This is a genomic window from Paractinoplanes tereljensis (genome assembly GCF_016862435.1).
GTDB classification, from domain to species: Bacteria; Actinomycetota; Actinomycetes; order Mycobacteriales; family Micromonosporaceae; genus Actinoplanes; species Actinoplanes tereljensis.
On the sequence record NZ_BOMY01000022.1, the window covers coordinates 47,836 to 67,374 of the forward strand.

The window sequence follows — 19,539 nt, forward strand, 5'->3', positions numbered from 1 at the left end:
CTGTTCACAGCCGGCTCATAGCGTCCGGTCCTGACGATCCGATCAGGAGGACGACGTGATGCGCAGATATAGATCGAAGCTGGCCGTGGCGACCGTGGCGGTCGCGGCCTTGAGCCTGTTCGCCGCGCCGGCGGCCGACGCCCAGCCGAACCGGCCGGCGAAGCCGACCATCGTGCTGGTCCATGGTGCGTTCGCCGACAGCAGCGGCTTCAACGCGGTCATCGAGCGGCTGCTGGCCCGCGGCTATCCGGTGGTCGCGGCGCCCAACCCGCTGCGCGGGCTCACCTCCGACGCCGCCCAGGTCAAGGCGGTGCTGGACCACATCGACGGGCCGATCGTGCTGGTCGGACACTCCTACGGCGGTGCGGTGATCTCGGCCGCCGCCACCGGGAACGCCAACGTGAAGGCGCTTGTCTACCTGGCCGCCTTCGTCCCGGAGACCGGGGAGAGCGCCCAGCAGCTGGCCGGGCAGTTCCCGGGCAGCACGGTCGGCGAGTCACTGCTCCCGGTGCCGCTGCCGGACGGCCAGGTCGACCTCTACATCAATCCCAAGGTCTACCACGCCAACTTCGCGGCGGATGTGCCCGCCCGGGACGCCGCCCTCTACGCGATAACCCAGCGGCCGGCCACCGGCGCCGCACTGGGCGAACCGGCGGCCGGACCGCAGGCGTGGCACACCATTCCGAACTACAACCTGATCAGCGGGGCCGACCGGATCATCCCGCCGGCGGCGCAAGAATTCATGGCCCGCCGGGCCGGCGCCAAGGTGCAGGTCGTACGGGGAGCCTCGCACTTGATCTTCGTTTCTCAGCCCCGGACGACCGTGGACTTCATCGAGCGGGCGGCGCGCGAGACCGTCTCTTAGGTCAGGGCGACGTCGTCGTACCAGACGGTTCCGGTGTTGTCGCCGCACTTGAGGTGGAGTTGGACGCCGGCCGCGCCGGCCGGGGCGACGGTGTCCACGAAGAGTTTGGTCCAGGTGGTGTTGCCGATCGGCAGGCGGTTCGAGGTGTTCTGGCTGATCCAGGTGCCGTTGATGTCGAACCAGCTCAGCGCGATCTCGGTGATGCCGGTGGCGGCGGTGCCGCGCGCGTACGCCTCGGCGTGCCACGCGGCGCCGGGCTGGACCGGCGTGATGGGCGAGGTGAGCAGCGAGGGCAGGTTGCTGCCGACCCGGGTGGTGCCGTAGAAGCGGGCCGACTGGGTGCCGGTGCGGGGCATGTCGGTGGTGATCAGAGCGGAGCCGGCCTGCGGCAGGTATTGCCGCCACGGCGAGTTGGCCGCGGTGGCCTCGAAACCCAGGTTGAGAATGCTGTTCGGGATGCTGCCGGTCGTCCAGGCCGGACCGACCACGGAGGCGCTGAACTTCGCGGTTCCGTCGGTGCGGTAGAGGCCGTACTTGTATTGGGCCGGCTGGGTGGAGACCGTGGAGTTCGACGGGATGGCGCCGGAGGCGAAGTCGTTGAGGATCCACGGTGCCACCGAGCCGACGCCCGCCTCCTGCGCGGCGCGGAAGACCCGGGCCAGGTAGGCGCCCTGCTCGCCCTCGGTGGCCGCGAGGGTGCTGAGCCCGGTCTCGCCGACGACCACCGGGTCGGGGGCGACCGCGGCCTGGGCGCGGCGGATCTCGGCGAGGGACCGCTCCGAGGCGCCGTAGAAGTGGAAGTCGTAGTAGTCCAGCGGGGTGGTGCCGAGCTGCGACTTGAGGCTGGTCATGCCGGCGGCACCACTGACGCCGTCGACGGTCAGGGTCAGCGGCATGGCCGGCGCGGTGGCCCGGATCGCGGGGATCAGCTGGCGGGCCCAGTTGATCGCGGCGGAGTCGCTCGGCGAGATCTCGTTCTTCAGCTCGACGGCGATCACCCGCGGGTCGTCCACGTAGGGAGACAGCAGGCTCAGGGCCCAGATGACGCTGTTGTCCACATCGGTGTAGCCGTTCCACCAGTCGAACAGCGTCAGCTTGACGGTCAGGCCGCGGGTGTCGGCGATGCCGATGAACTGGCTGAGCTTGGCGGTGTAGGCGGCGGTCGGCGTCGGATAGCCGAACGTCTGCGGGAAGACGATGACCCGCACGGTGGTCGCCCCGAGGGTGGCCGCCTTGGCCAGATCGGTGTCGATCCGGACCGGGTCGAAGCTGGTCCACATGTTCGTCCAGCCGGCGTTCGAGGGGTAGTAGTTGATGGTTTTGGCGGTCTGGACGGCGGCCATCCGGGTCGCCAGGGTGGGTGCGGCGGCGGTGGTCGCGGCGTGGGCCAGGGAGGCCGGAAGCATCGTGCTGAGCAGCAGGACGCCGGCCACGGCAATGGCACGGAGGCGTAGCTTGCGCATACGGAACCAACCTTTGAATGAATCAATCCGGGGGCGGATCGGCGCAGCAAATCAGCGCCCTTATCTCGGCCTTGCGACGTCGGCCAACGCGCGAAGGCGTCTATTCACGACGGTAAGTTCGCACCGAACGCGCGGCAATGATTGCCGTGTGCCAAGCAGGTGGCGCCCCGAAATCATGCTGCGAGCCGATCTCGCCGAAAACCGAACTATGGCAGGTCGGGGGAAGTCCAAACTAGATCGGCTGTCGAAGAAAGCGCCGGAACCAGCTACGGATGAATGAAGAAGAATAAGATCGCATTCTTGTAGTGCCGATCCAAGAATGGCATACCGCGTTGGCGCCTACCGTAGACCGTTGGCGGGCACGGTTACCGCGGTCAGCAGCAGGCCGGTGTCGGCCAGCCAGCGGCCCTCGAAGCCGGACACCGGGCCGTCCACCAAGAGTTTCGCGCTGAAGGTGCCGTCCTCGCGTAGCTCGACCCGGGCCTCGGTGAAGTCCAGCCAGCGGCGGGCCAGCGGGAACCACGCCTTGTAGATCGACTCCTTCGCGCTGAACAGCAGGCGGTCCCAGGCGAAGGCCGACAGCTGAGCACGCTCCTCGGGGAGGCTTATCGCGTCCAGGACGCCGGGCGGCAGGGGCTCGTTCGGCTCGGCGTCGACGCCCACCGACGCGTACGCGTCCAGATGGGCGACCACCGCGGCTCGATAGCCCTCGCAATGGGTGATCGAGCCGGCTATCCCCTGCGGCCAGCCAGGGGCGCCCCGCTCCCCCGGCAGGATCGGGGCCGGGGGGACGCCCAGCTGGTGCAGCGCCTGGCGGGCGCACCAGCGGCCCGTGGTGAACTCACGCCGCCGCTTGGGAACCGCCTTGGCTATGACCTGCTCCTCCGAGGGGTAGAGCGCCTCGGCGACCTCATCGTCGAAGCGCTCGGACCAGGCCACTCCCGATGGGAGCAGGTCACCGATCACCGCCGGCGGCCGGGGAGGCAGAGGAAATCCGGGCACACCCCGGCACGATACCGACCGGACCGCGCGGTGATCATGTCAGGAACCGGACGAGCTCGGCGTTGACACGTCGGCCGGTGTTCCGCCGTCGGCGTCGATGCGGCCGGCGAACGATGTCAACCGGGCGACATGCGATGCCCAGGAGGCTGTCCCGCACGCCGGCTCGGGGAAGCCCGGGAACGTCGGCAACCGCGCGGGCGAAGAATTCCTCGGCCGGCGTGCGGGGGTCGTCGGCGCCGGCCCGAGCGGCGAATCAGGGCCGGCAGCCCTCGGCGGTCAACCTTGCCGTCGGGGCTGACCGGCAGCAAGCCCAACTGGACGACTGCCGCCGGAACCCGGAGCTCGGGCGGTGGTGCCGTCGCCCGGCCCGGGTTGAGTATCCTGTGCGAACCAACGAGCACAGGGACGACGAAGATCGATGGCTGAGCGCGACGGTGACCGTCGGCATGTGAGTGACGCGCTCCGCGAGGCGATTCTGCGGGGCGAGTTCCTGCCCGGCGAGCGGCTGGTCGAGGCGCAGTTGATGACCAGATTCGGGGCGAGCCGGTTCAACGTGCGCTCGGCGCTGACCGACCTGTCCGCCGAGGGCCTGGTCGAGGTGCAGCGCAACCGGGGCGCCCAGGTGCGCAAGGTGTCCCTCGACGAGGCGGTCGAGATCACCGAGGTGCGCATGGTGGTCGAGGGCCTGATCGCCGCGCGTGCGGCCGAGCGGGTCCAGGCCGAGCAAGCGTCCGAGCTGGACGAGATCGGCCTGCTGATGCGCCGCGCGGTCGAGGCCGGCGAATACCGGCGGTACAGCGACCTCAACTCGCGGCTGCACGCCCTGATCCGGCAGATCGCCGGCCACCAGACCGCCGACCGCATCGTCGGCACGCTGCGCGGCCAGCTGGTGCGGCACCAGTTCGTGCTGTCGCTGCTGCCGGGCCGGCCGCAGACGTCGCTGCCACAGCACGAGCGCATCATCGCGGCGATCCGCGACGGCGACCCGAAGGTGGCCGAGGAATCGATGCGCGAACACATCGCCAGCGTCATCGAAGCGCTTCGCTCGATCGACCAGCTGGGCGGCCCGGCTTAGGAACCGGCCCGGACCAGGCCGCACTCGTACGAGAAGATCACTGCCTGTACGCGGTCGCGGAGGCCGAGCTTGGTCAGGATGCGGCTGACGTGGCCCTTGACCGTGCCCTCGGTCAGGAACAGCCGGCCGGCGATCTCGGCGTTGGACCGGCCGCGGGCGATCAGTTCGAGCACCTCCCGTTCCCGGTCGGTGAGCACGCGCAGTTCCGCCTCGGTGCGCGGCAGCGGGTCGCCGGACGAGCCGATGTGCCGTTCGATCAGGCGCCGGGTCACCGACGGCGCGACGATGGCGTCACCCCGGGCCACCGCGCGGATGGCGGACAGCAGGTCGGCGGCGAGGGTGTCCTTGAGCAGGAAACCGCTGGCGCCCGCGCGGAGCGCGGCATAAACGTACTCATCGAGGTCGAAGGTGGTCAGGATGAGGATGCGGGGCCCACTGATCCGGCGGGTGGCCTCGATGCCGTCGACCTCGGGCATCCGGACGTCCATCAGGATGACGTCGGGTCTCGTCTCGGCGGCCAGCGTGATGGCGGCGACGCCGTCGCCGGCCTCGCCGACCACGTCCATGTCGTCGGCGTTCTCCAGGAGCATCCGCAGGCCGGCCCGGAGCAGGGTCTGGTCGTCGACGAGAAGCACCCTGATCATTTCTGGACGCCCAGCGGGAGGCGAGCAAGCACCAGATAGCCGCCGTCCGGGCAAGGGCCGGCGGTGACCGAGCCGCCCAGCAGCTCGGCGCGTTCCCGCATGCCGCGCAGGCCGTTGCCGGTGCCCGGCGGCGCCGCCCCGGAGCCGTCGTCGCCGACCTCGAGCGTCAGCGCGTCTCCGTAGGACACCAGCACGGTGGCGCGGGCGCCCGGGCCGGCATGCTTCATCGTGTTGGTGAGGGCCTCCTGCACGATCCGGTAGGCCGACACGTCCACGCCGGTGGGCAGCGGCCGAGGTGATCCGGTGACGTGCCACTCGACCGGGGTGCCCGCCTGCCGCACCTGGTCGACCAGGGCGGACAGCTGAGCCAGGCCCGGGTCGCCCGCGGCCGAGGAGGTGGACAGCACCTGGCGCATCTCGGCCAGCGAGGCCCGGCCGGTCGTCACGATGGTGTCGAGGGCGGTGAGGGTGTCGGCCGGCCGCTTGGCGAACGCGGCCGCGCCGCCCTGGGCTTGCATCACGATGACCGCGAGGCCGTGCGCCACCACGTCGTGCAGCTCGCGGGTGATCCGGGCCCGCTCGGCCGCCACCGCCTCGGCGGCCTGCCGGTCCCGCTCCCGGGCCTGCGTCGCGGCGAGCTCGGCCAGGTAGGCGCGGCGGCTGCGCTCGCCCCACCCGACCGCCCAGGCCACCGAGAGCAGGGAGCCGAGGACGGGAAGCCCGCCCCAGGACGTCGGCCCGGTCGGCGCACCCTGCCCGCCCCGGCCCGGACCGGCCGGCGGCTGTTCCTCTCCCCCAACGCCCCACGGTCCGCTATAGACCCAGCCGTCCCGCTCACCGTCCAGCGAGACATGAACCGACCAGGCGGTCGCCGTGGCCAGCACCACGCCGAGCAGGGCGAGCGACACCGCCGGGCGGCGGTAGACGGCAATCGTGCCGAGCAGGATCGGAACGGCGAGGTCGGCGGCCACCGGCGCGGCTGCCATCGCCATGTGTGCCACGGTGGCGACCACCGCCGCGGCGAGCGCGGGAAGCGGCCATCGGCGGCGCACCGCCACCGCGGCGACACAGACGCCGATCGGGACCCAGCGCCGCTCGTCGCCGGCGCCCGGGATCGAGCCGGCGAGCAGCAGGGCGGCGAGCGCGGCGTCCTGGATGCTCGGTCGGCGTAGGGGATCCACCGGCTCACCGTAGGCGGTGGCGCCGCCGCCCGGGAACCCGTCGAAAGTCAGGGTCGGGGACATGACCGCAGGCAGGTGTGCGCCGGGCCGGGCCGCGGGCAGCCTGTCCGGCATGACGAAACGCGTGCTGACCATGCTGGCCGCGCTGACCCTTCTCCTGGGCGGCTGCCACGCCGCCGCCCGCCGGCAACTGGAGTGGACCCGGATCGCGGCGGCCGCCGACTGCCACTGCGCCGACGGCAGCCCGTTCGCCTTCTGGGAGCGGCGCGCCGACGCGAAGAAGGTGGTGTTCTTCCTGAACGGGGGTGGGGTCTGCTGGGACGCGGCAAGCTGCGCGTTCACCGGGGAACACGGCGAGAACGACAACTACGACTGGAGCCTGGTGGGCACCGATCCGGAGAACCGGGCCGGCCTGTTCGACACCACCCGATCCGACAACCCGTTCGCCGGCTACTCGTACCTGTACGTGAGTTCCTGCACCGGCGACGCGCATCTGGGCACCAGCGGCCTGCACCACGGTTACGCCAACGGCACCGCCGCGCTCGACTACCTCGCCGCCCGCTACCCCGACGCCACCCAGGTCGTCGTGGTCGGCAAGACCGCGGGCTCGGTGGCGGCCCCGCTCTACGGCCGCGAGGTCGCCAACCGGCTGCCCAAGGCCAAGGTCATCGTGTTCGGCGCCCAGTCCGGTGCCTGGCCGGACAGCCCCGCGCTGACGTCCGACCTGTTGGAGGCGCAGTGGGGCGCGGCGGTCGACGGCCGTACCGTGCCTCGCTTCTGGATTCAGAAAGGCCTGGTGCTGGCGCGTTTCGACTTCGCCTACGACCCGCACGCGTCGCGGGAGGTGACCCGATGGATGGACGGAAGCCTGCTCGCCACCATCGACCGCAACGAGGCGACGATCGAGGCCGCCGGGGTGACCCTGCACAGCTACACCGCACCGGGCGCCGACCATCAGATCTTCGAGCTCGACAAGTTCTACGGGACGACGGTGAACGGGGTCCGACTGGTCGACTGGCTCAAGGATCTGGTCACCGGCAAGCCGCCCGCCGACGTGCACTGCACGGAGTGTGGCCCGTGACCGGTCAGGTGCCGACCCGCAGCACCTCGCCGAGTCTGCGGCGCCGGCGGGTGACGGCCTCGGCAGCCACCACCGCGATCAGCGCGCCGAGCAGCACGACCGCCGTTCCGGCGAACATCCACCACGGCACCACCGTGGCCGGGTCGGCGGTCTGGCCGGTCAGCGTGCGCAGCGCGAGCGGCCCGAACGTCAGTGCCACCAGCAGCATCCCGAGCAGCGGCCCGAACACCGCGGCGGCCAGCACCGGCGGCAGCAGCTCGCCGGCCGCGACCCGGTGGGTGTCGCGCGGTCGCAGGCCGAGGGTGCGCAGCCGGGCCAGGGTCTCCCAGCGGGCCGGGGCACTTGCCGCGGCGGCCAGCGCGAACCCGAGCAGGCCCAGCGCCAGCAGGGTCACGGCGACCGCCCAGTTGAGGGCGTGCAGTCCGGAGTTGAGCGGCGCGGTCCGGCGGTCGTCGAGCACGTCGGCCCGGATCAGGACGTGCCCGCCGGCCGCCGCCGACGAGACCGCGGCGGCGGCTCCGGGACCGGTGGCCCACACGGTGTTCGGCGTGTACGGCAGGCCGGCCGTGGCGTCCAGCACGATCACGTCGGTAGCGTCGCCGATGGCGGGTGCGATGCCGACCGCGGTGACCTCGACGGGCTGGGTGTCGTCGTCGACGCGCAGCCGCATCGTCATCCCCGGGCGGAGGCTGCCGTCGCTGGAGCGGACCAGCGCGCGCAACCCGGAGACCGGCGTGACCGACGGCTTGAGCTGCCGGAACGCGGCGGTGTCGACGATGACGAGGGCGGGCGTCACGGCGGTGTTGTCGGCGATCACCCGCACGACGTCGGTCACCTGCGCGGCCACCGCGTGGGTGACCCCGGGTGCGGCGGCGATCCGGGCCGCCAGTTGCGGGGTTCCGATCGCGTCGGGGGCCACGTCGAGGCGGGCGTCGGCGCCGACGGTCTGCCGGGCCCCGTCGGCCATCCCGCGCGCGGTGGTGACGTCGAGGGTGACCGCGAACCCGGCCAGCGCGGTGGTGGCGGTGAGCACCAGCAGCGGCAGCACCCGGCCGGCGGTGGCTGCGGCCCGGGCTGCGCCGAACACGGCGAGCGGGCGGCGCGAGCGCAGTGCCTGCCGCAGGGCGAGCCCGGTGCCGGCCGGCATCAGCCGCAGCAGCAGGAGCGCTCCGGCCACCGCGCCGAGGGTGGGCGCGCTCGCGGGCAGGGCGGTGTCCGCGCCGGCCGCGATGCCGCGCTGGCGCAGGGCGACGACCGCACCGACGGCGGCGGTCAGGACGGCGGTGTCGATCGCGGCGCGGCGCAGCTGTTCGAGGCGTTGCTGCCGGCGGCGGGCGGACCGGTTGGCGGGGGCCCGCCGGTCGCGGGTGGCCCGGGCCGCGGCGAGGACGCCGAATCCCGGGCCGGCGAGGAGGGCACACACCACGACCGGGGCGGCCCAGAGCAGTGCGGCGTCGCCGGCGACCAGATACGACAGCAGCAGGCCAAGTGCCGCGGCCGGCACGGTCACCACCAGCGACTCGATAAGCAGTTCGGCGGCGAGGCTGGGCAGTCCGGCGCCGCGCTGCCGGGCGGCGGCCAGGGCCGCGTCCCGGCGGCGGGCCAGCAGGTCGGCCGCGAGCAGCAGCACCAGCACCGCCCCGGCCAGGACCGCGATCAGCAGCACGGACGCCTGCGCGTAGGCGGCGTTCACCTGGTCGCGGACGGCGCGCAGCACCCGGTCGAGCCCGGTGTCCCACTTGAGCGAGTCGTCACGCTCCCCCGATGAGGCGGAGGTGGCCTTGAGCGCGGCGGCGGTGGCGGCGAGCTGCTGGGCGGATTCCCAGGTGATCCGGTCCGGGTCGGCGGCGAACCAGACCGTGCGCTGCAGCTGGTCCGGCAGGAACGCGAGGCGGCCGTCGGGCAGCGACTCGGCGGTCATCAGGCCGCCGAACCGGGTGGTGCCGGCGCCGTCCAGACCAGACGACGGCGCCAGCAGCCACGGGACCGTCTGCCAGGCCGGGTCGGCCGGGTCGGCCGGCCGGAAAATGCCGCTGACCAGCACGTTGTAGGGGGTGCGCAGGTCGTCCTGGACCGGCACGTGGTCGCCGGGGCGCAGCTTCATGGTGGCCGCCTCGGCCTCGGAGAGCCCGACCTGCACCTCCCACTTCGGCCCGTTGAGCGGGATCTCCACGGCGTCGTCCCGGGTGGCCTCGGGTGCCTTGCCGCTGGTCCAGGTGACGGCCGGGCCGCCGCTGTCGGTGCGCAGGTAGTCGACCTGGAAATGCCGCTGGACGCTGCCGTCGGTGACCGCGAGGGTGACGCTGGTGGCGGTGGTGACCGGCGGCCGCAGGATGGCTCGCAGCGCGGGGTCGAGCGCTTCCTGGGCGCGGGTGCTCAGGTCGTTGACGTCGTCCGCGAGCGCCGGAAAGCGGACCCGCCCGCCGTTCGGCCCGTAGTCGTCCTCCCACCGGGCCTCGGCCTGGACGGCGGCGTCGGGCCCGGCCCGCCGGATCGCGTCCCGGGCCGCCTCGTCGGCGGTGGTGCGCATCAGCGGCGGCACGATCGCGGCGAGCAGCGTGATGACCAGGACGACCCCGGCGACCAGCAGCAACGGCCCGAGATCGGCGCGGGCGCGGCCCTTGACGCTGGGCCAATGAAGCGAAAGCCGGTGCAGAGTGGTCATGATGCGACTCGCAGATGCGCGGCGTCGGCCCGGCGGGCCTGCACGGTGACGACGACAGCGACCGCAAACCCAGCCCCGAAAATCAGGACCGCGGCGAGTACGCCGAACGCGCCCCACGGCCAATGCGCGGCGGCCGGTGGCATCGGGGCGGCGCCGGTGTCGGAGCGGATCAGCAGCGGCGCGACCGCCCAGGTGGCGATGGCACCGACGACCGCACCGGCGACGATCAGCGGCACCAGGACAGCGGCGTGCTCGCCGAGCAGAGCAGCCCGGATGTCGCGCCGGGACATGCCGAGCCCGCGCAGCCGGGCTACCTCGAGTGCCCGCAACTGCACGTCGTAGGCCACGTGCAGGACCACCCCGCCGAGCAGCAGCGCCACCGCCGCGGCGACCAGCACCTTCAGCACGGCCGGCAGGGAGGCGCGCAGCGGGCTTCCGACCAGGCGCGCGGTCTCCCCCGTACGCGTGGTGATCCGGCCGATCTGAAGGCCGTCGGCGGACCGCGGATGCCCGGCCCACCACCCGGTCACCGGGGAGTCGAGGTCACCGTGGGTGACCAGCACCCGGGACAGGGTGTCCACGTCGGCGAGGACGGCGGGCGAGCCGGGTGCGGACGGGATGGCCGGCACGATCCGGGTGACCACCGCGTTGATCGGGGTGAGGCCGTAGGTCAGGCTCAGCTTCGCGCCGGGCCGGGCGCTGACATCGGCGGCGAAGCGGGCGGAGACGGCCAGCGGCACCGGCCCGGGATCGTCGAAGGTCGTCGCGATCAGCACCCGGCTCAGGTCGGTCGGGTCGGCGAACTGCACGTTCGCCTGGAACCGCAGCCGATTCCCGGTCGCCGCCACCATCGGTTCGGTGAGCTGGCCGGACTCGGCCGAGGCGGCCCGCGCGGACCAACCGGCCGGTGACGCCGTCGCGCCGGGCAGGGTCAGGGTGACGTCGATGCCGCTGTTCGGCCGGCCCTCCCAGCCGCCGGTGACCGGCAGCGCGACGGCGACCAGTCGCAGGCCGGCCACCGGCACGCAGCCCGGCATCGGGTGCGGCCGGCCGTCGAGCACGATCGGGGTCCCGTTGCAGGCGGTCCGCAGCCCGGCCTCGTCCTGCAGCAGCAGCCGGGGCGTGACCAGCACGGAGGTGTCCCGGGTGGCGGTGCCGGTGACCGTCGGTGTGCTGCCGGCCGGCAGCAGCGGGCCGGTCACCGCCGTGGCCGGCGTGAGCCCGTCGGCGACGGAGTCCGAGTCGCGGCCGCGCAGCAGCTCCGGCGCGTGCCGGGTGTCCATGGCGACCAGGCGCGGCGAGGCGCCGGACCCGCCGAGCCATTGGCCGACCGCGATGTTGCGGTCGGCGACCGGGCTGATCACGCCGCCGGTGGCCGCCGCGACCGTCGCGCTCTGCCCGGCCACCGGCGGGGCGTCCAGGGTGAGGGCGAGGTCGGTGCCGACGGACAGGTCGGCCTGCTCGTGCTGGGAGACCGTCCAGGTGCTGCCGAACGCGGTGCCGAAGGTGGCGGCCGCGCAGGCCAGGCCGATCAGCAGACCGGCGGCGTACGCCTGCGGGCGGCGCGCGGCCTGGAAGGCGGCCAGCGGCAGGACGAGGCCGCGGGCCTGCCCGGCCAGTCGTTCGGCCTGGCGCAGCAGGGGCGGCAGGATCCGCAGGGTCAGCGCGGTGCCGGCGGTCAGCAGCAGGGCGGGCGCGAGAACGCGTACGGCGTCGGCCCGCGAGTCGGAGCCGGCCGGTTGGGCCCGCAGTTGCCACCAGCCGACCGCGGCCAGGGCGAACAGGAGCAGGTCGGCGCCGGACCGGGCGAGCAGTTCGCGCCGCCCGTGCCGCTCGCCGCTGACGGTGACCGGACGCACCGCGAGCCCGATGTGCAGCAGGGCCAGTGCGACGGCACCGCAGCCGACGGCGAGCACCTGCCCGGCGGTGACGGCCGGCCGGGCGGCGAGCCCGGCCCCGGCCAGCGGCTGCACGTGGGTGAGCAGGCTGTGCAGGACCGACGAGGCGGGAACGGCGATCGCGGCGGCGAGCACGGCCAGCGCGGCGGCCTCGACGGCCGCGGCGGCGGCCGCCTGGCCCCGGCTGGTGCCCAGGGAGGTGAGCAGGGCACTCTCCTCGGCGCGTACGCCGGTGGTGAGCCGCCCGGCCAGGGCCAGCGCGATCGCGGTTAGCAGGATGCCGATCAGGGCCAGCGCGAGCACCGACCCGGCGGTGAGTTCCTGCTGGCTGCGGTCGTCGAACAGGGTCTGTGGCAGCGGCGACGCGACCCGCTCGATCTCGACCCGCTCGCCGAGGACGCCGCCGAGTCGCCGGTCGGCGCCGCTCACCGAGGTGCGGAGCCGGTCGAGGTCGGCTCCGGTCGGGTCGGACAGGTCGGGCCGGGCGGTGACCTCGAGCCGGTCCAGAGCGGAGCCACTGGCCAGCAGGTCGTCCAGGGTGACCAGGAACGGCCCGTACGCGTTGACGTCCTCGGCGTACACGGCGTCCTTGGGGTCCGGGTCGAAGCCGGTCCCGCCGAGCGGGTCCCGGTCCCAGCCGGCGTCCGGCAGCGGATGCACCACCCCGACCACGGTGAGGTCGATCGGCGGCGCCGGGTCGCGGCCCAGTTCCGGCCCGAGGTGGACCCGGCTGCCCACGGTCAGCCCGAGCAGGCGGGCGGTGTTGTCGAACAGAGCGGTCTCGCCGGCCCGGTCCGGCCAGCGTCCGCCGATCAGCCGGGCCTGGTCGCGCAGCCCGTCCCCGCCGGACAGGTAGGCCTCGCTGAGCAGGCTCCGCTTGTCGTCGGTGTGCGACGGCAGGATCCGCATGATCGACGACGCCCGGGTGGCGGTGGTGGCGGTGAACGGCGCGACCGCCGAGGTCAGCACGGCCCGGGTGTCGGCCGCGACCGACCGCGCGTCGGCCGCCGCGATGGTCACCGTGTACGCGGTCACCCGCACGTCGTCCGGGTCGGCCCGGGACGCCGCGACCTCCACCGCCCGTTCCGAGGTGCGGGTCACCAGCAGCGCGCAGGTGCCGAGCAGGGTGGCGCCGAGCGCCAGCACCGCGAGCAGACTGAGCAGCAGCGGCCACTGCGCCCGCGCGCGCCGCGTGAGCAGCGCGATCACGTGGTCAGCCGGCCGTCCGCGATGGTGATGACCCGGTCGGCCAGGGCCATCATCACCGGGTCGTGGGTGGAGACCAGCACGGTGACGCCCTCGGACTCGACCACGCCGCGGATCAGGCCCATCACCGCCAGCCCGGTCTCGGCGTCGAGCTGCCCGGTCGGTTCGTCGGCGATCAGCAGCCGGGGCGAGCCGGCCAGGGCGCGGGCGATCGCGACCCGCTGCTGCTGCCCGCCGGAGAGTTCGCCGGGCCGCTGCTGGGCGTGCCCGGCCAGGCCGACGAGGTCCAGCAGCAGCTCGACCCGGCGCTCCCGGTCGGCGCGGTTGGCCCGGGCCAGGCGCAACGGCACGCCGACGTTCTCGGCGGCGGACAGGACCGGGATCAAACCGAAGGTCTGGAAGACGTACGAGACCCGGTCGCGCCGCAGCTGGGACAGGCCGTCCTCGTCCAGGGCGGTGACCTCGACGCCGTCCACGGTGACCGTGCCCTCGTCCGGCCGGTCCAGGCCGCCGATGACGTTGAGCAGCGTGGTCTTGCCCGACCCGGACCGGCCGACCAGGGCGACCATGGTGCCCGGCTCGACCTCGAAGGAGATGTCCTGCAACGCGCGCACGTCGCCGAAGCTGCGGGACACCCCCGCCACCGTCAACAGGGTCATGCGTCGGGCCGGATCGTGACGTGGTCGGGTTCCAGCGCGAGCCGGACCCGGCGGGTCAGGGCGAGCGCCTCGCGGTAGTCGGCCGGGATCTGCACCCGTCCGGCCCGGTCCATCACGGCGTACTCCTCGGCGATGACGTGGGTGTCGCCGTTGTCGGCGGTGGCGGTGCGGCGCAGCACCTCGCTGCTGGTGCGCCCGTCGCGGATCGCCACGGTGCGCTCGACCTGGCCGCTGACCGCCGGGTCGTGGGTGACCACCACGACGGTGACCCCGAGTTCCCGGTTGACGTCGCGCATCGCGCCGAACACCTCGGCCGAGGTGGCGGTGTCCAGCTCGCCGGTCGGTTCGTCGGCGAACAGAACCTGCGGCTTGTTGGCCAGCGCCACCGCGATGGCGACCCGCTGCTGCTGCCCGCCGGACAGCTGCCCGGGCTTACGGTCGGCGCAGTCGGCGACCCCGAGCAGGCCCAGCAGCTCGAGGCTGCGGTCCTTACGGGTCTTGGCCGGGACCCGGGCCGCGGTCATCGGCAGGTCGACCATCTGCCGGGCGGTCAGGTAGGAGATCAGGTTGCTGGCGGTCTGCTGGCGGACGAAGCCCACGGTGTGCCGCCGGTAGCGCACCCGGTCGGTGCGGGACATCGACAGCAGGTTCCAGGTGCCGACCCGGGCCCGGCCGGCGGTCGGCGCGTCGATCCCGGCGAGGATGGACAGCAGCGTCGACTTGCCCGACCCGGAGGCGCCGACCACGGCGACCATCTCGCCGCTCTCCACGATCAGGTCGAGCCCCTGCAGGGCCTGCACCTCGACCGGCCCGGTCTGGTAGATGCGGACCAGGCTCTCGCACACGATCAGCGCCTCGGCGCCGAATTCCGGCAAAGCCCTCTCCTCCCCGTGCGGCGCCTCACCCTACAACCGGGCCGCACGGGGATGATCAGTCGTCCTGGCCTAAAGCCCGGCGGATCAGGGACAGGGTGCCGGTGACGCCCCAGCCGGAGATGGTGACCACCCGGTCGCCGAAGATCGCCCACTCGGCGATCAGTGACGCCGACCGGTCCATCGCCCGCCGGGCCGCCTCGAAGTCCTTCTCGTTGTTGCGCAGTTCCCACATCTCCCGGCCCTGGTCCCAGGCGTGCGCCCGGGTGACCCGCACCAGGATGCGCTGCGACCAGTCGTCGAGCGGGCCGACGAACTCGTCGATCTCGTTCTGCCAGTCGGTGGCGAAGCCGCGCCGCAGCCCCGGGGTCTCCTGGTAGAAGATCTCGTTGACCAGCAGATAGTCGGGGTGGATCTGGTCGTCGGTGGGCGCGCCCAACTCGTTCCAGGTGCCGATGAGCGCCAGCGCCAGGTCGTGGTTGATGTGCGCGTTGACGCCGAGCATGGCCGCGGTGAGCTTGGACATGCGCGTGTCATGACCACGCTTGAAGAGCACCTCCCAGACGTCGGGGGTGTCCTCGTCGTCGAGGTTCCACAGGTTGAGCGCGGCGAAGTACCGCTTGGCGAACTCGACGTCGAGCAGTTCCAGGAAATCGGGCGAGTTGACCTCGTCCCCGGCGGTGAGCGCGCCGTCCACCCGGCGGGTGATCTTGAGATAGAGCTCGTTGAAGGCCGAGACCCGGTTGTTGGCCGGACTCGGCGGCAGCTCGTCGAGGACCTTCTGGGTGATGACCAGCTTGTCGATCACCGCGGTGATGCCCTGCGGCTGGGTGGACAGCACCTCGGCCATCCGGTCCCGCATCGGGTCCCAGCCGCGCCCCTTCGGAATCTCCAGCGCGGAAAGCTGGGTCCGCTTCTCCCGGAGCGTGTCGGCGCTGCCGTGCACGAGTGCCCGGTCGAACGTTGTCGTCATGTCAATAGGGTGAGCACCTGGGCACCGCCTTTCCAGCACGTTGTCGGCAACCCGTCCGCACGAGATCCGCCACATCCCCCAAAGTGCTGAACCGATGACTTTCCGCCGTGGGCACGACGGAAATGTCGGTCAGGCGGCCGGTCCGACCGTCAGCGTGCCGATCCCGGCCACCGCGTCGATGCCGAACCCGCCCGATTCGACGCCGGCGCCGCCGTCAGCCCGGACCGAAGCGCCCTTCTTGAGGCTGCGGACCTTCTTGCCGTTGAGCGAGACCTCGCCGGCCCCCTGGCGCAGCAGCGCGCTCAGCGGCACCTTCTTCAGGGTGGTGATCTGCCAGGTGTTCACGCCGCCGGTCATCCGCAACGGCATCGTCTCGTCCGGCGTGGGCAGCACCATGGTGATCCGGGTCGCGCCGCCGTCCAGGTCGATCCGGCGCAGCTTGGCGTCGCCCAGGGTGAAGTTCCCCCGGGTCACCCCGCCGGCCATCCGGATCGACCAGGTGACCTTGCTGTTGAGCTGCACGTCTACCCGGCCGTTGCCCTTGCTGCCGTCCGGCCGCGGGTCCAGTTTCACCGTGCCGCCGTCCAGGTTCAGCCGCGGCGCGAGCCCGCTGCCGTCGGGGGTGCTGAACTTCACCGGCTCGAAGCCCAGATCGGCGACCGTCACGTTGAGCTCGACCACGTTGCCGGACAGCTCGAAGGTGCCGGAGGTGAACGGAAGCGCGGTGGCGGCGGCCGAGACGCTCGGCGACGGCGTCGCGCTGGCCGCCGGGGACGGCTGGACCGACACCGGCGGGTTGTCCGGGTCGGTCACCGCGACGTCCGGCTGCTCCGGAGCCGGTTGCGCGACCGGGTTGTCCCGGTTCAGCACCATCCGGGCCAGCACCAGGCCGCTGCCGCCGACGAAGACCACCGCGGCCAGGGCCGCGAGGAAAAGCCGCAGGCCGCGGCCGCGCGACCGGGGCGGCGGGCCGATCAGGTGGTCGGCCGGCGGTTCCGGGGTGTACGGCGGGAAGTCCGCCGTCGGCTCGCTGTCGTCGGGATACCAGTCGGCTTCCGGGCTCATCCGATGCGGAGCGTCCGGCCAGTAGTCGGAGATGTTGGGCAGGGAACCGGTGTCGAGATCACTCGAGGCGGAGCCGTCCACGCGATCGTCTCCTTGGTACGGCCGGGCACCCCCTGCGCCCGGCTGCGTATGGCGTCGATGGTCAATACGGAGCTACACCGGTCGACGGTTCGATTCCCGGGGAGACGATCGGGAAGCCGTCCAAAGATGGGCTTAAATCTCACCCTTGTCATTAACCGCTTTCGCCGCAACAATGCCTTTTCGAGACTTTAAGAGTGCCTTAGGTCGCCGGCCGTAGGAGCGGATGCTGCATGCCCCACGACGACGAGATGGACCACCTCCGGGTCGGCGGCTGGTTCCGGGAGGAGGCTCCCGCTCCGGCCTCCACCGCGCTCATCCCGTACCGCCCCCGATTGCCGGCCCGGTCCCCGGCCGACTCCGAGCGGGCCCACCGGGTGTTGCTCGCCTGCGGGGTCGCCGTGGTCACCGGCGTGGCCGGCATCCTGGCGCTGATCCTGATCGGCGACGGTGAGCAGCCCGGCCAGGTCGCCCAGGACATCGTCTTCCCGTCCTACGAGCCGCTCACCCCGGTCTCGTTGCTACCGCTGCCGGCCAGCAGTTCTGCGGCTCCCGCGGTGATCCTGCCGACGAAGACCCTGCCGGTGGCCGCCGGGCAGACCACCCGGAAGCCGACGGCGACGCCCTCGCGCACGCCGGCGCCCACCACCACCGCCGCCCCCACCACGCCGGCCGCCGTCGGCCTGGTCGCCGGCCGCCGGGTCGGCCTGGAGATCGAGGGCCGGCCGGGGGTGCGGCTGCGGCACCGCAACTTCGTCGCCCGCGCCGACCGGATCACCTCGGCGCTCGACCAGGCCGACTCCACCTTCGTCGTCCGCACCGGACTGGCCGGCGCCGGGTGCGTTTCCCTCGAATCAGTTAATTATCCGGGCTATTTCCTGCGGCACCGCAACTTCGTGCTCCGCCTGGAGCAGCAGAGCCGCCGCGACCAGGAATTGTTCAACCGGGACGCCACCTTCTGCCCGAAGTCCACCAGCGGCGGCGCGGTTGTTCTGGAATCCCTCAATTATCCGGACCGCGCCCTGCACCTGGGCGGCGACGACCTCATCCACCTGGACCAGGGCGCGGGAACCAAATTTGTGGTGCAGGGCCTTTAGGCGCCCGCTTTATGCCCCGGCGCTGTCCAGCCGGTCCAGCTGCTCGCCGGTGAGCTTGACGTCGAGGGCCGGCACCGCGTCCTCGAACTGCTGGATGGTGCGCGGCCCGATCAGCGGCAGCACCCGCGGCGCGGTCTGCTGCATCAGCCAGGCCAGCACCAGCTGGTTCGGGGTGACGCCGACCTCGGCGGCCACCTCCTCCACCGCCGCGACCCGGGCGTCCGCGTCCGGGCCGGCGTAGTTCGCCATCATCCAGTGGCCGGTCCGCTTGGCCGCCGAGGCGTAGACGCCCTTCAGGATCGGCGAGTAGGCCACCAGGGTCTGGTCGGCGTGCTCGCGCAGGTAGTCGAGCTGCTCGGCGCCGACGATGGAGGCCGACTCCGCGCCCGCCTTCGGGCGCAGGTAGCTGTGCTGCTGCTGAACCGCGACCGGCAGCGGCCAGCCGTTGCGCTCGCACAGCCCGCGGATCCGCTCGAGCCGCCAGGTGCGCACGTTGGACCAGCCCAGGTAGCGAATCTTGCCGGCCGACACCAGCCCGGCCAGCGCCTCCAGGGTCTCCTCGAGCGGCGTGCCCAGGTCGTCGACGTGGATGTAGTAGAGGTCGACGTGGTCGGTGCCGAGCCGGCGCAGGCTGCCGTCGAGCGCGTCGCGCAGCGTCTTGGCGCCCGCCCCGGCGAAGGTGCGCCGGGCCAGTTCCCAGTCCGGGGTGCCGTCGGCGGCCCACAGGTCGGGCGAGTAGTGCGGCAGCGCGCTGCCCTTGGTGGCGAGGAAGACCTGCTCGCGCCGGTTGCCGGCGCGCATCCAGCGGCCGAGGAGTTCCTCGCTCTCCCCGCCGCGGCTGTCCCGGGTGGCCCACCACTCGTAGCAGTCGGCGGTGTCGAGGAACGATCCGCCGATCTCGCGGTAGCGGTCAAGAATTCGGATCGAGTCCGCCTCGCTGGTGGCGTTGCCCATCTGCATCGCGCCCAGAGCGAGCCGGCTCACCTGCGTACCCGTACGGCCAAGTTCGATCGTCTGCATGCCAAGTCCGCCTTTCAGTAATAGGGCGAAGCTATTTGCTGGAGCGCACTCCAGGTCAAGGACGGCGGTTAGGATCCGGGCATGCCGGCACGGGAGCGTTTATTGGTGGTGGCGCTCGACCTGTTCGCCGAGCACGGCGTCAGCGGCACGTCGCCGCAGATGATCGCCGACCGCCTGGGCGTCACGAAGGCGGCGGTCCACAGCGAGTTCCCGACCATGGACGACCTCGCCCTGGCGGTGATCGCCCCGGCCCTGGATCGGCTGGGCGAAGTCGCCGACGAGGCGGAGTCCCAGCGCGGCCACGCGGCCCGCGTCGAATCCGTCCTGGCCGGCGTGGTCCAGCTGGTGGTCGACTACCGCAAGATGGCGGCGACGCTCGGCTTCGACCCGGTGGTGGTCCGGCTGGTCCGGGCCCACCCGGCCCTGCGCGACCTGCAGCGCATCCGCCGCCTGCTGGGCGGCTTCGCCCCCGACCCGGGCAGCCGGGTGCGGATGGCGGTCATCGCCGGCGGCCTGATGATGGCGGGCGCCGACCCGGCCGTGGCCGGCCTCGACAACGAGGACTTCCACGACCACCTGCTGGCCGCCGGCCGCCGCATCCTCCGAGGCTGAGCCTCAGCAGTCGTCGCCGATGTCGAGGGTGTGGTCGGCCGGACCGTCCGACGTGGACCCTCGGCGGCGGCCGGGCGGCCGGG

Annotated in this window: 16 protein-coding genes; 5 read left to right on the forward strand and 11 right to left on the reverse strand. The window is 72.7% G+C overall.

The window, feature by feature from the left end:
• The first annotated feature begins 58 nt into the window (after positions 1-58).
• Positions 59-865, forward strand: a complete 807-nt coding sequence (locus Ate02nite_RS15475) for an alpha/beta fold hydrolase (RefSeq protein ID WP_203805939.1) — start codon at positions 59-61, stop codon at positions 863-865.
• Here Ate02nite_RS15475 and Ate02nite_RS15480 read toward each other — a convergent pair.
• Positions 862-2,328, reverse strand: coding sequence for a glycoside hydrolase 5 family protein (locus Ate02nite_RS15480; RefSeq protein ID WP_203805941.1), 1,467 nt, complete (start codon positions 2,326-2,328; stop codon positions 862-864). The two genes, Ate02nite_RS15475 and Ate02nite_RS15480, sit on opposite strands and share 4 nt — an antisense overlap.
• Positions 2,329-2,667: 339 nt before the next feature.
• Positions 2,668-3,330, reverse strand: a complete 663-nt coding sequence (locus tag Ate02nite_RS15485; RefSeq protein ID WP_307873280.1) for a 4'-phosphopantetheinyl transferase family protein — start codon at positions 3,328-3,330, stop codon at positions 2,668-2,670.
• A gap of 448 nt (positions 3,331-3,778) precedes the next feature.
• On the opposite strand from Ate02nite_RS15485, the gene Ate02nite_RS15490 reads away from it, so the two are divergent.
• Complete coding sequence (locus Ate02nite_RS15490; RefSeq protein WP_203805943.1) at positions 3,779-4,405, forward strand: GntR family transcriptional regulator; 627 nt, start codon at positions 3,779-3,781, stop codon at positions 4,403-4,405.
• On the opposite strand, the gene Ate02nite_RS15495 is transcribed toward Ate02nite_RS15490, so the two are convergent.
• Positions 4,402-5,049 carry a response regulator gene (locus tag Ate02nite_RS15495; protein WP_203805945.1) on the reverse strand — a complete coding sequence of 216 codons (648 nt, stop codon included), beginning with the start codon at positions 5,047-5,049 and terminating at the stop codon, positions 4,402-4,404. The two genes, Ate02nite_RS15490 and Ate02nite_RS15495, sit on opposite strands and share 4 nt — an antisense overlap.
• Entirely contained in the window at positions 5,046-6,293 is a 1,248-nt protein-coding gene (locus Ate02nite_RS15500) for a sensor histidine kinase (protein ID WP_203805947.1), read from the reverse strand. Before Ate02nite_RS15500 ends, Ate02nite_RS15495 begins: the two co-directional genes overlap by 4 nt.
• 49 nt (positions 6,294-6,342) lie before the next feature.
• Between Ate02nite_RS15500 and Ate02nite_RS15505 the strand changes: the two genes are divergently transcribed.
• Positions 6,343-7,311 carry a pectin acetylesterase-family hydrolase gene (locus tag Ate02nite_RS15505; protein WP_203805949.1) on the forward strand — a complete coding sequence of 323 codons (969 nt, stop codon included), beginning with the start codon at positions 6,343-6,345 and terminating at the stop codon, positions 7,309-7,311.
• Positions 7,312-7,315: 4 nt separating this feature from the next.
• On the opposite strand, the gene Ate02nite_RS15510 is transcribed toward Ate02nite_RS15505, so the two are convergent.
• From Ate02nite_RS15510 to Ate02nite_RS15535, 6 genes are all read right to left on the reverse strand, one after another.
• Positions 7,316-9,976, reverse strand: a complete 2,661-nt coding sequence (locus Ate02nite_RS15510; RefSeq protein ID WP_203805951.1) for an FtsX-like permease family protein — start codon at positions 9,974-9,976, stop codon at positions 7,316-7,318.
• Complete coding sequence (locus Ate02nite_RS15515) at positions 9,973-13,083, reverse strand: FtsX-like permease family protein (RefSeq protein WP_203805953.1); 3,111 nt, start codon at positions 13,081-13,083, stop codon at positions 9,973-9,975. Before Ate02nite_RS15515 ends, Ate02nite_RS15510 begins: the two co-directional genes overlap by 4 nt.
• A complete protein-coding gene (locus tag Ate02nite_RS15520; protein ID WP_203805955.1) occupies positions 13,080-13,739 on the reverse strand; it encodes an ABC transporter ATP-binding protein in 660 nt (219 codons plus the stop codon). Before Ate02nite_RS15520 ends, Ate02nite_RS15515 begins: the two co-directional genes overlap by 4 nt.
• Entirely contained in the window at positions 13,736-14,614 is an 879-nt protein-coding gene (locus Ate02nite_RS15525; RefSeq protein WP_203805957.1) for an ABC transporter ATP-binding protein, read from the reverse strand. The genes Ate02nite_RS15520 and Ate02nite_RS15525 overlap by 4 nt, the downstream gene beginning before the upstream one ends.
• Before the next feature lie 55 nt (positions 14,615-14,669).
• The gene (locus tag Ate02nite_RS15530) at positions 14,670-15,584 is read right to left on the reverse strand and encodes a DUF5995 family protein (RefSeq protein ID WP_203805959.1); all 915 of its coding nucleotides are present in this window, start codon (positions 15,582-15,584) and stop codon (positions 14,670-14,672) included.
• 129 nt (positions 15,585-15,713) lie between these two features.
• Entirely contained in the window at positions 15,714-16,730 is a 1,017-nt protein-coding gene (locus Ate02nite_RS15535; RefSeq protein ID WP_203805961.1) for a hypothetical protein, read from the reverse strand.
• Between the two features lie 230 nt (positions 16,731-16,960).
• Here Ate02nite_RS15535 and Ate02nite_RS15540 point away from each other — a divergent pair, with 230 nt between their 5' ends.
• Positions 16,961-17,824, forward strand: a complete 864-nt coding sequence (locus Ate02nite_RS15540; protein ID WP_203805963.1) for an AbfB domain-containing protein — start codon at positions 16,961-16,963, stop codon at positions 17,822-17,824.
• A 9-nt stretch (positions 17,825-17,833) separates the two neighbouring features.
• Here the strand turns inward: Ate02nite_RS15540 and Ate02nite_RS15545 are convergent, their stop codons facing one another.
• Positions 17,834-18,844, reverse strand: coding sequence for an aldo/keto reductase (locus tag Ate02nite_RS15545; protein ID WP_203805965.1), 1,011 nt, complete (start codon positions 18,842-18,844; stop codon positions 17,834-17,836).
• Between the two features lie 81 nt (positions 18,845-18,925).
• Here Ate02nite_RS15545 and Ate02nite_RS15550 point away from each other — a divergent pair, with 81 nt between their 5' ends.
• Positions 18,926-19,456 carry a TetR/AcrR family transcriptional regulator gene (locus Ate02nite_RS15550; RefSeq protein WP_203805967.1) on the forward strand — a complete coding sequence of 177 codons (531 nt, stop codon included), beginning with the start codon at positions 18,926-18,928 and terminating at the stop codon, positions 19,454-19,456.
• Positions 19,457-19,539: the final 83 nt, after the last annotated feature.

What these genes read in the sequence shown, in the direction of transcription:
- Ate02nite_RS15480 (WP_203805941.1), bottom strand. Translation starts at nt 2,328, where the DNA reads ATGCGCAAGCTACGCCTCCGTGCCATTGCCGTGGCCGGCGTCCTGCTG.
- Ate02nite_RS15550 (WP_203805967.1), top strand. Translation starts at nt 18,926, where the DNA reads ATGCCGGCACGGGAGCGTTTATTGGTGGTGGCGCTCGACCTGTTCGCC.
- Ate02nite_RS15540 (WP_203805963.1), top strand. Translation starts at nt 16,961, where the DNA reads ATGCCCCACGACGACGAGATGGACCACCTCCGGGTCGGCGGCTGGTTC.
- Ate02nite_RS15530 (WP_203805959.1), bottom strand. Translation starts at nt 15,584, where the DNA reads ATGACGACAACGTTCGACCGGGCACTCGTGCACGGCAGCGCCGACACG.
- Ate02nite_RS15505 (WP_203805949.1), top strand. Translation starts at nt 6,343, where the DNA reads ATGACGAAACGCGTGCTGACCATGCTGGCCGCGCTGACCCTTCTCCTG.
- Ate02nite_RS15510 (WP_203805951.1), bottom strand. Translation starts at nt 9,976, where the DNA reads ATGACCACTCTGCACCGGCTTTCGCTTCATTGGCCCAGCGTCAAGGGC.
- Ate02nite_RS15545 (WP_203805965.1), bottom strand. Translation starts at nt 18,844, where the DNA reads ATGCAGACGATCGAACTTGGCCGTACGGGTACGCAGGTGAGCCGGCTC.
- Ate02nite_RS15520 (WP_203805955.1), bottom strand. Translation starts at nt 13,739, where the DNA reads ATGACCCTGTTGACGGTGGCGGGGGTGTCCCGCAGCTTCGGCGACGTG.
- Ate02nite_RS15495 (WP_203805945.1), bottom strand. Translation starts at nt 5,049, where the DNA reads ATGATCAGGGTGCTTCTCGTCGACGACCAGACCCTGCTCCGGGCCGGC.
- Ate02nite_RS15475 (WP_203805939.1), top strand. Translation starts at nt 59, where the DNA reads ATGCGCAGATATAGATCGAAGCTGGCCGTGGCGACCGTGGCGGTCGCG.
- Ate02nite_RS15500 (WP_203805947.1), bottom strand. Translation starts at nt 6,293, where the DNA reads ATGTCCCCGACCCTGACTTTCGACGGGTTCCCGGGCGGCGGCGCCACC.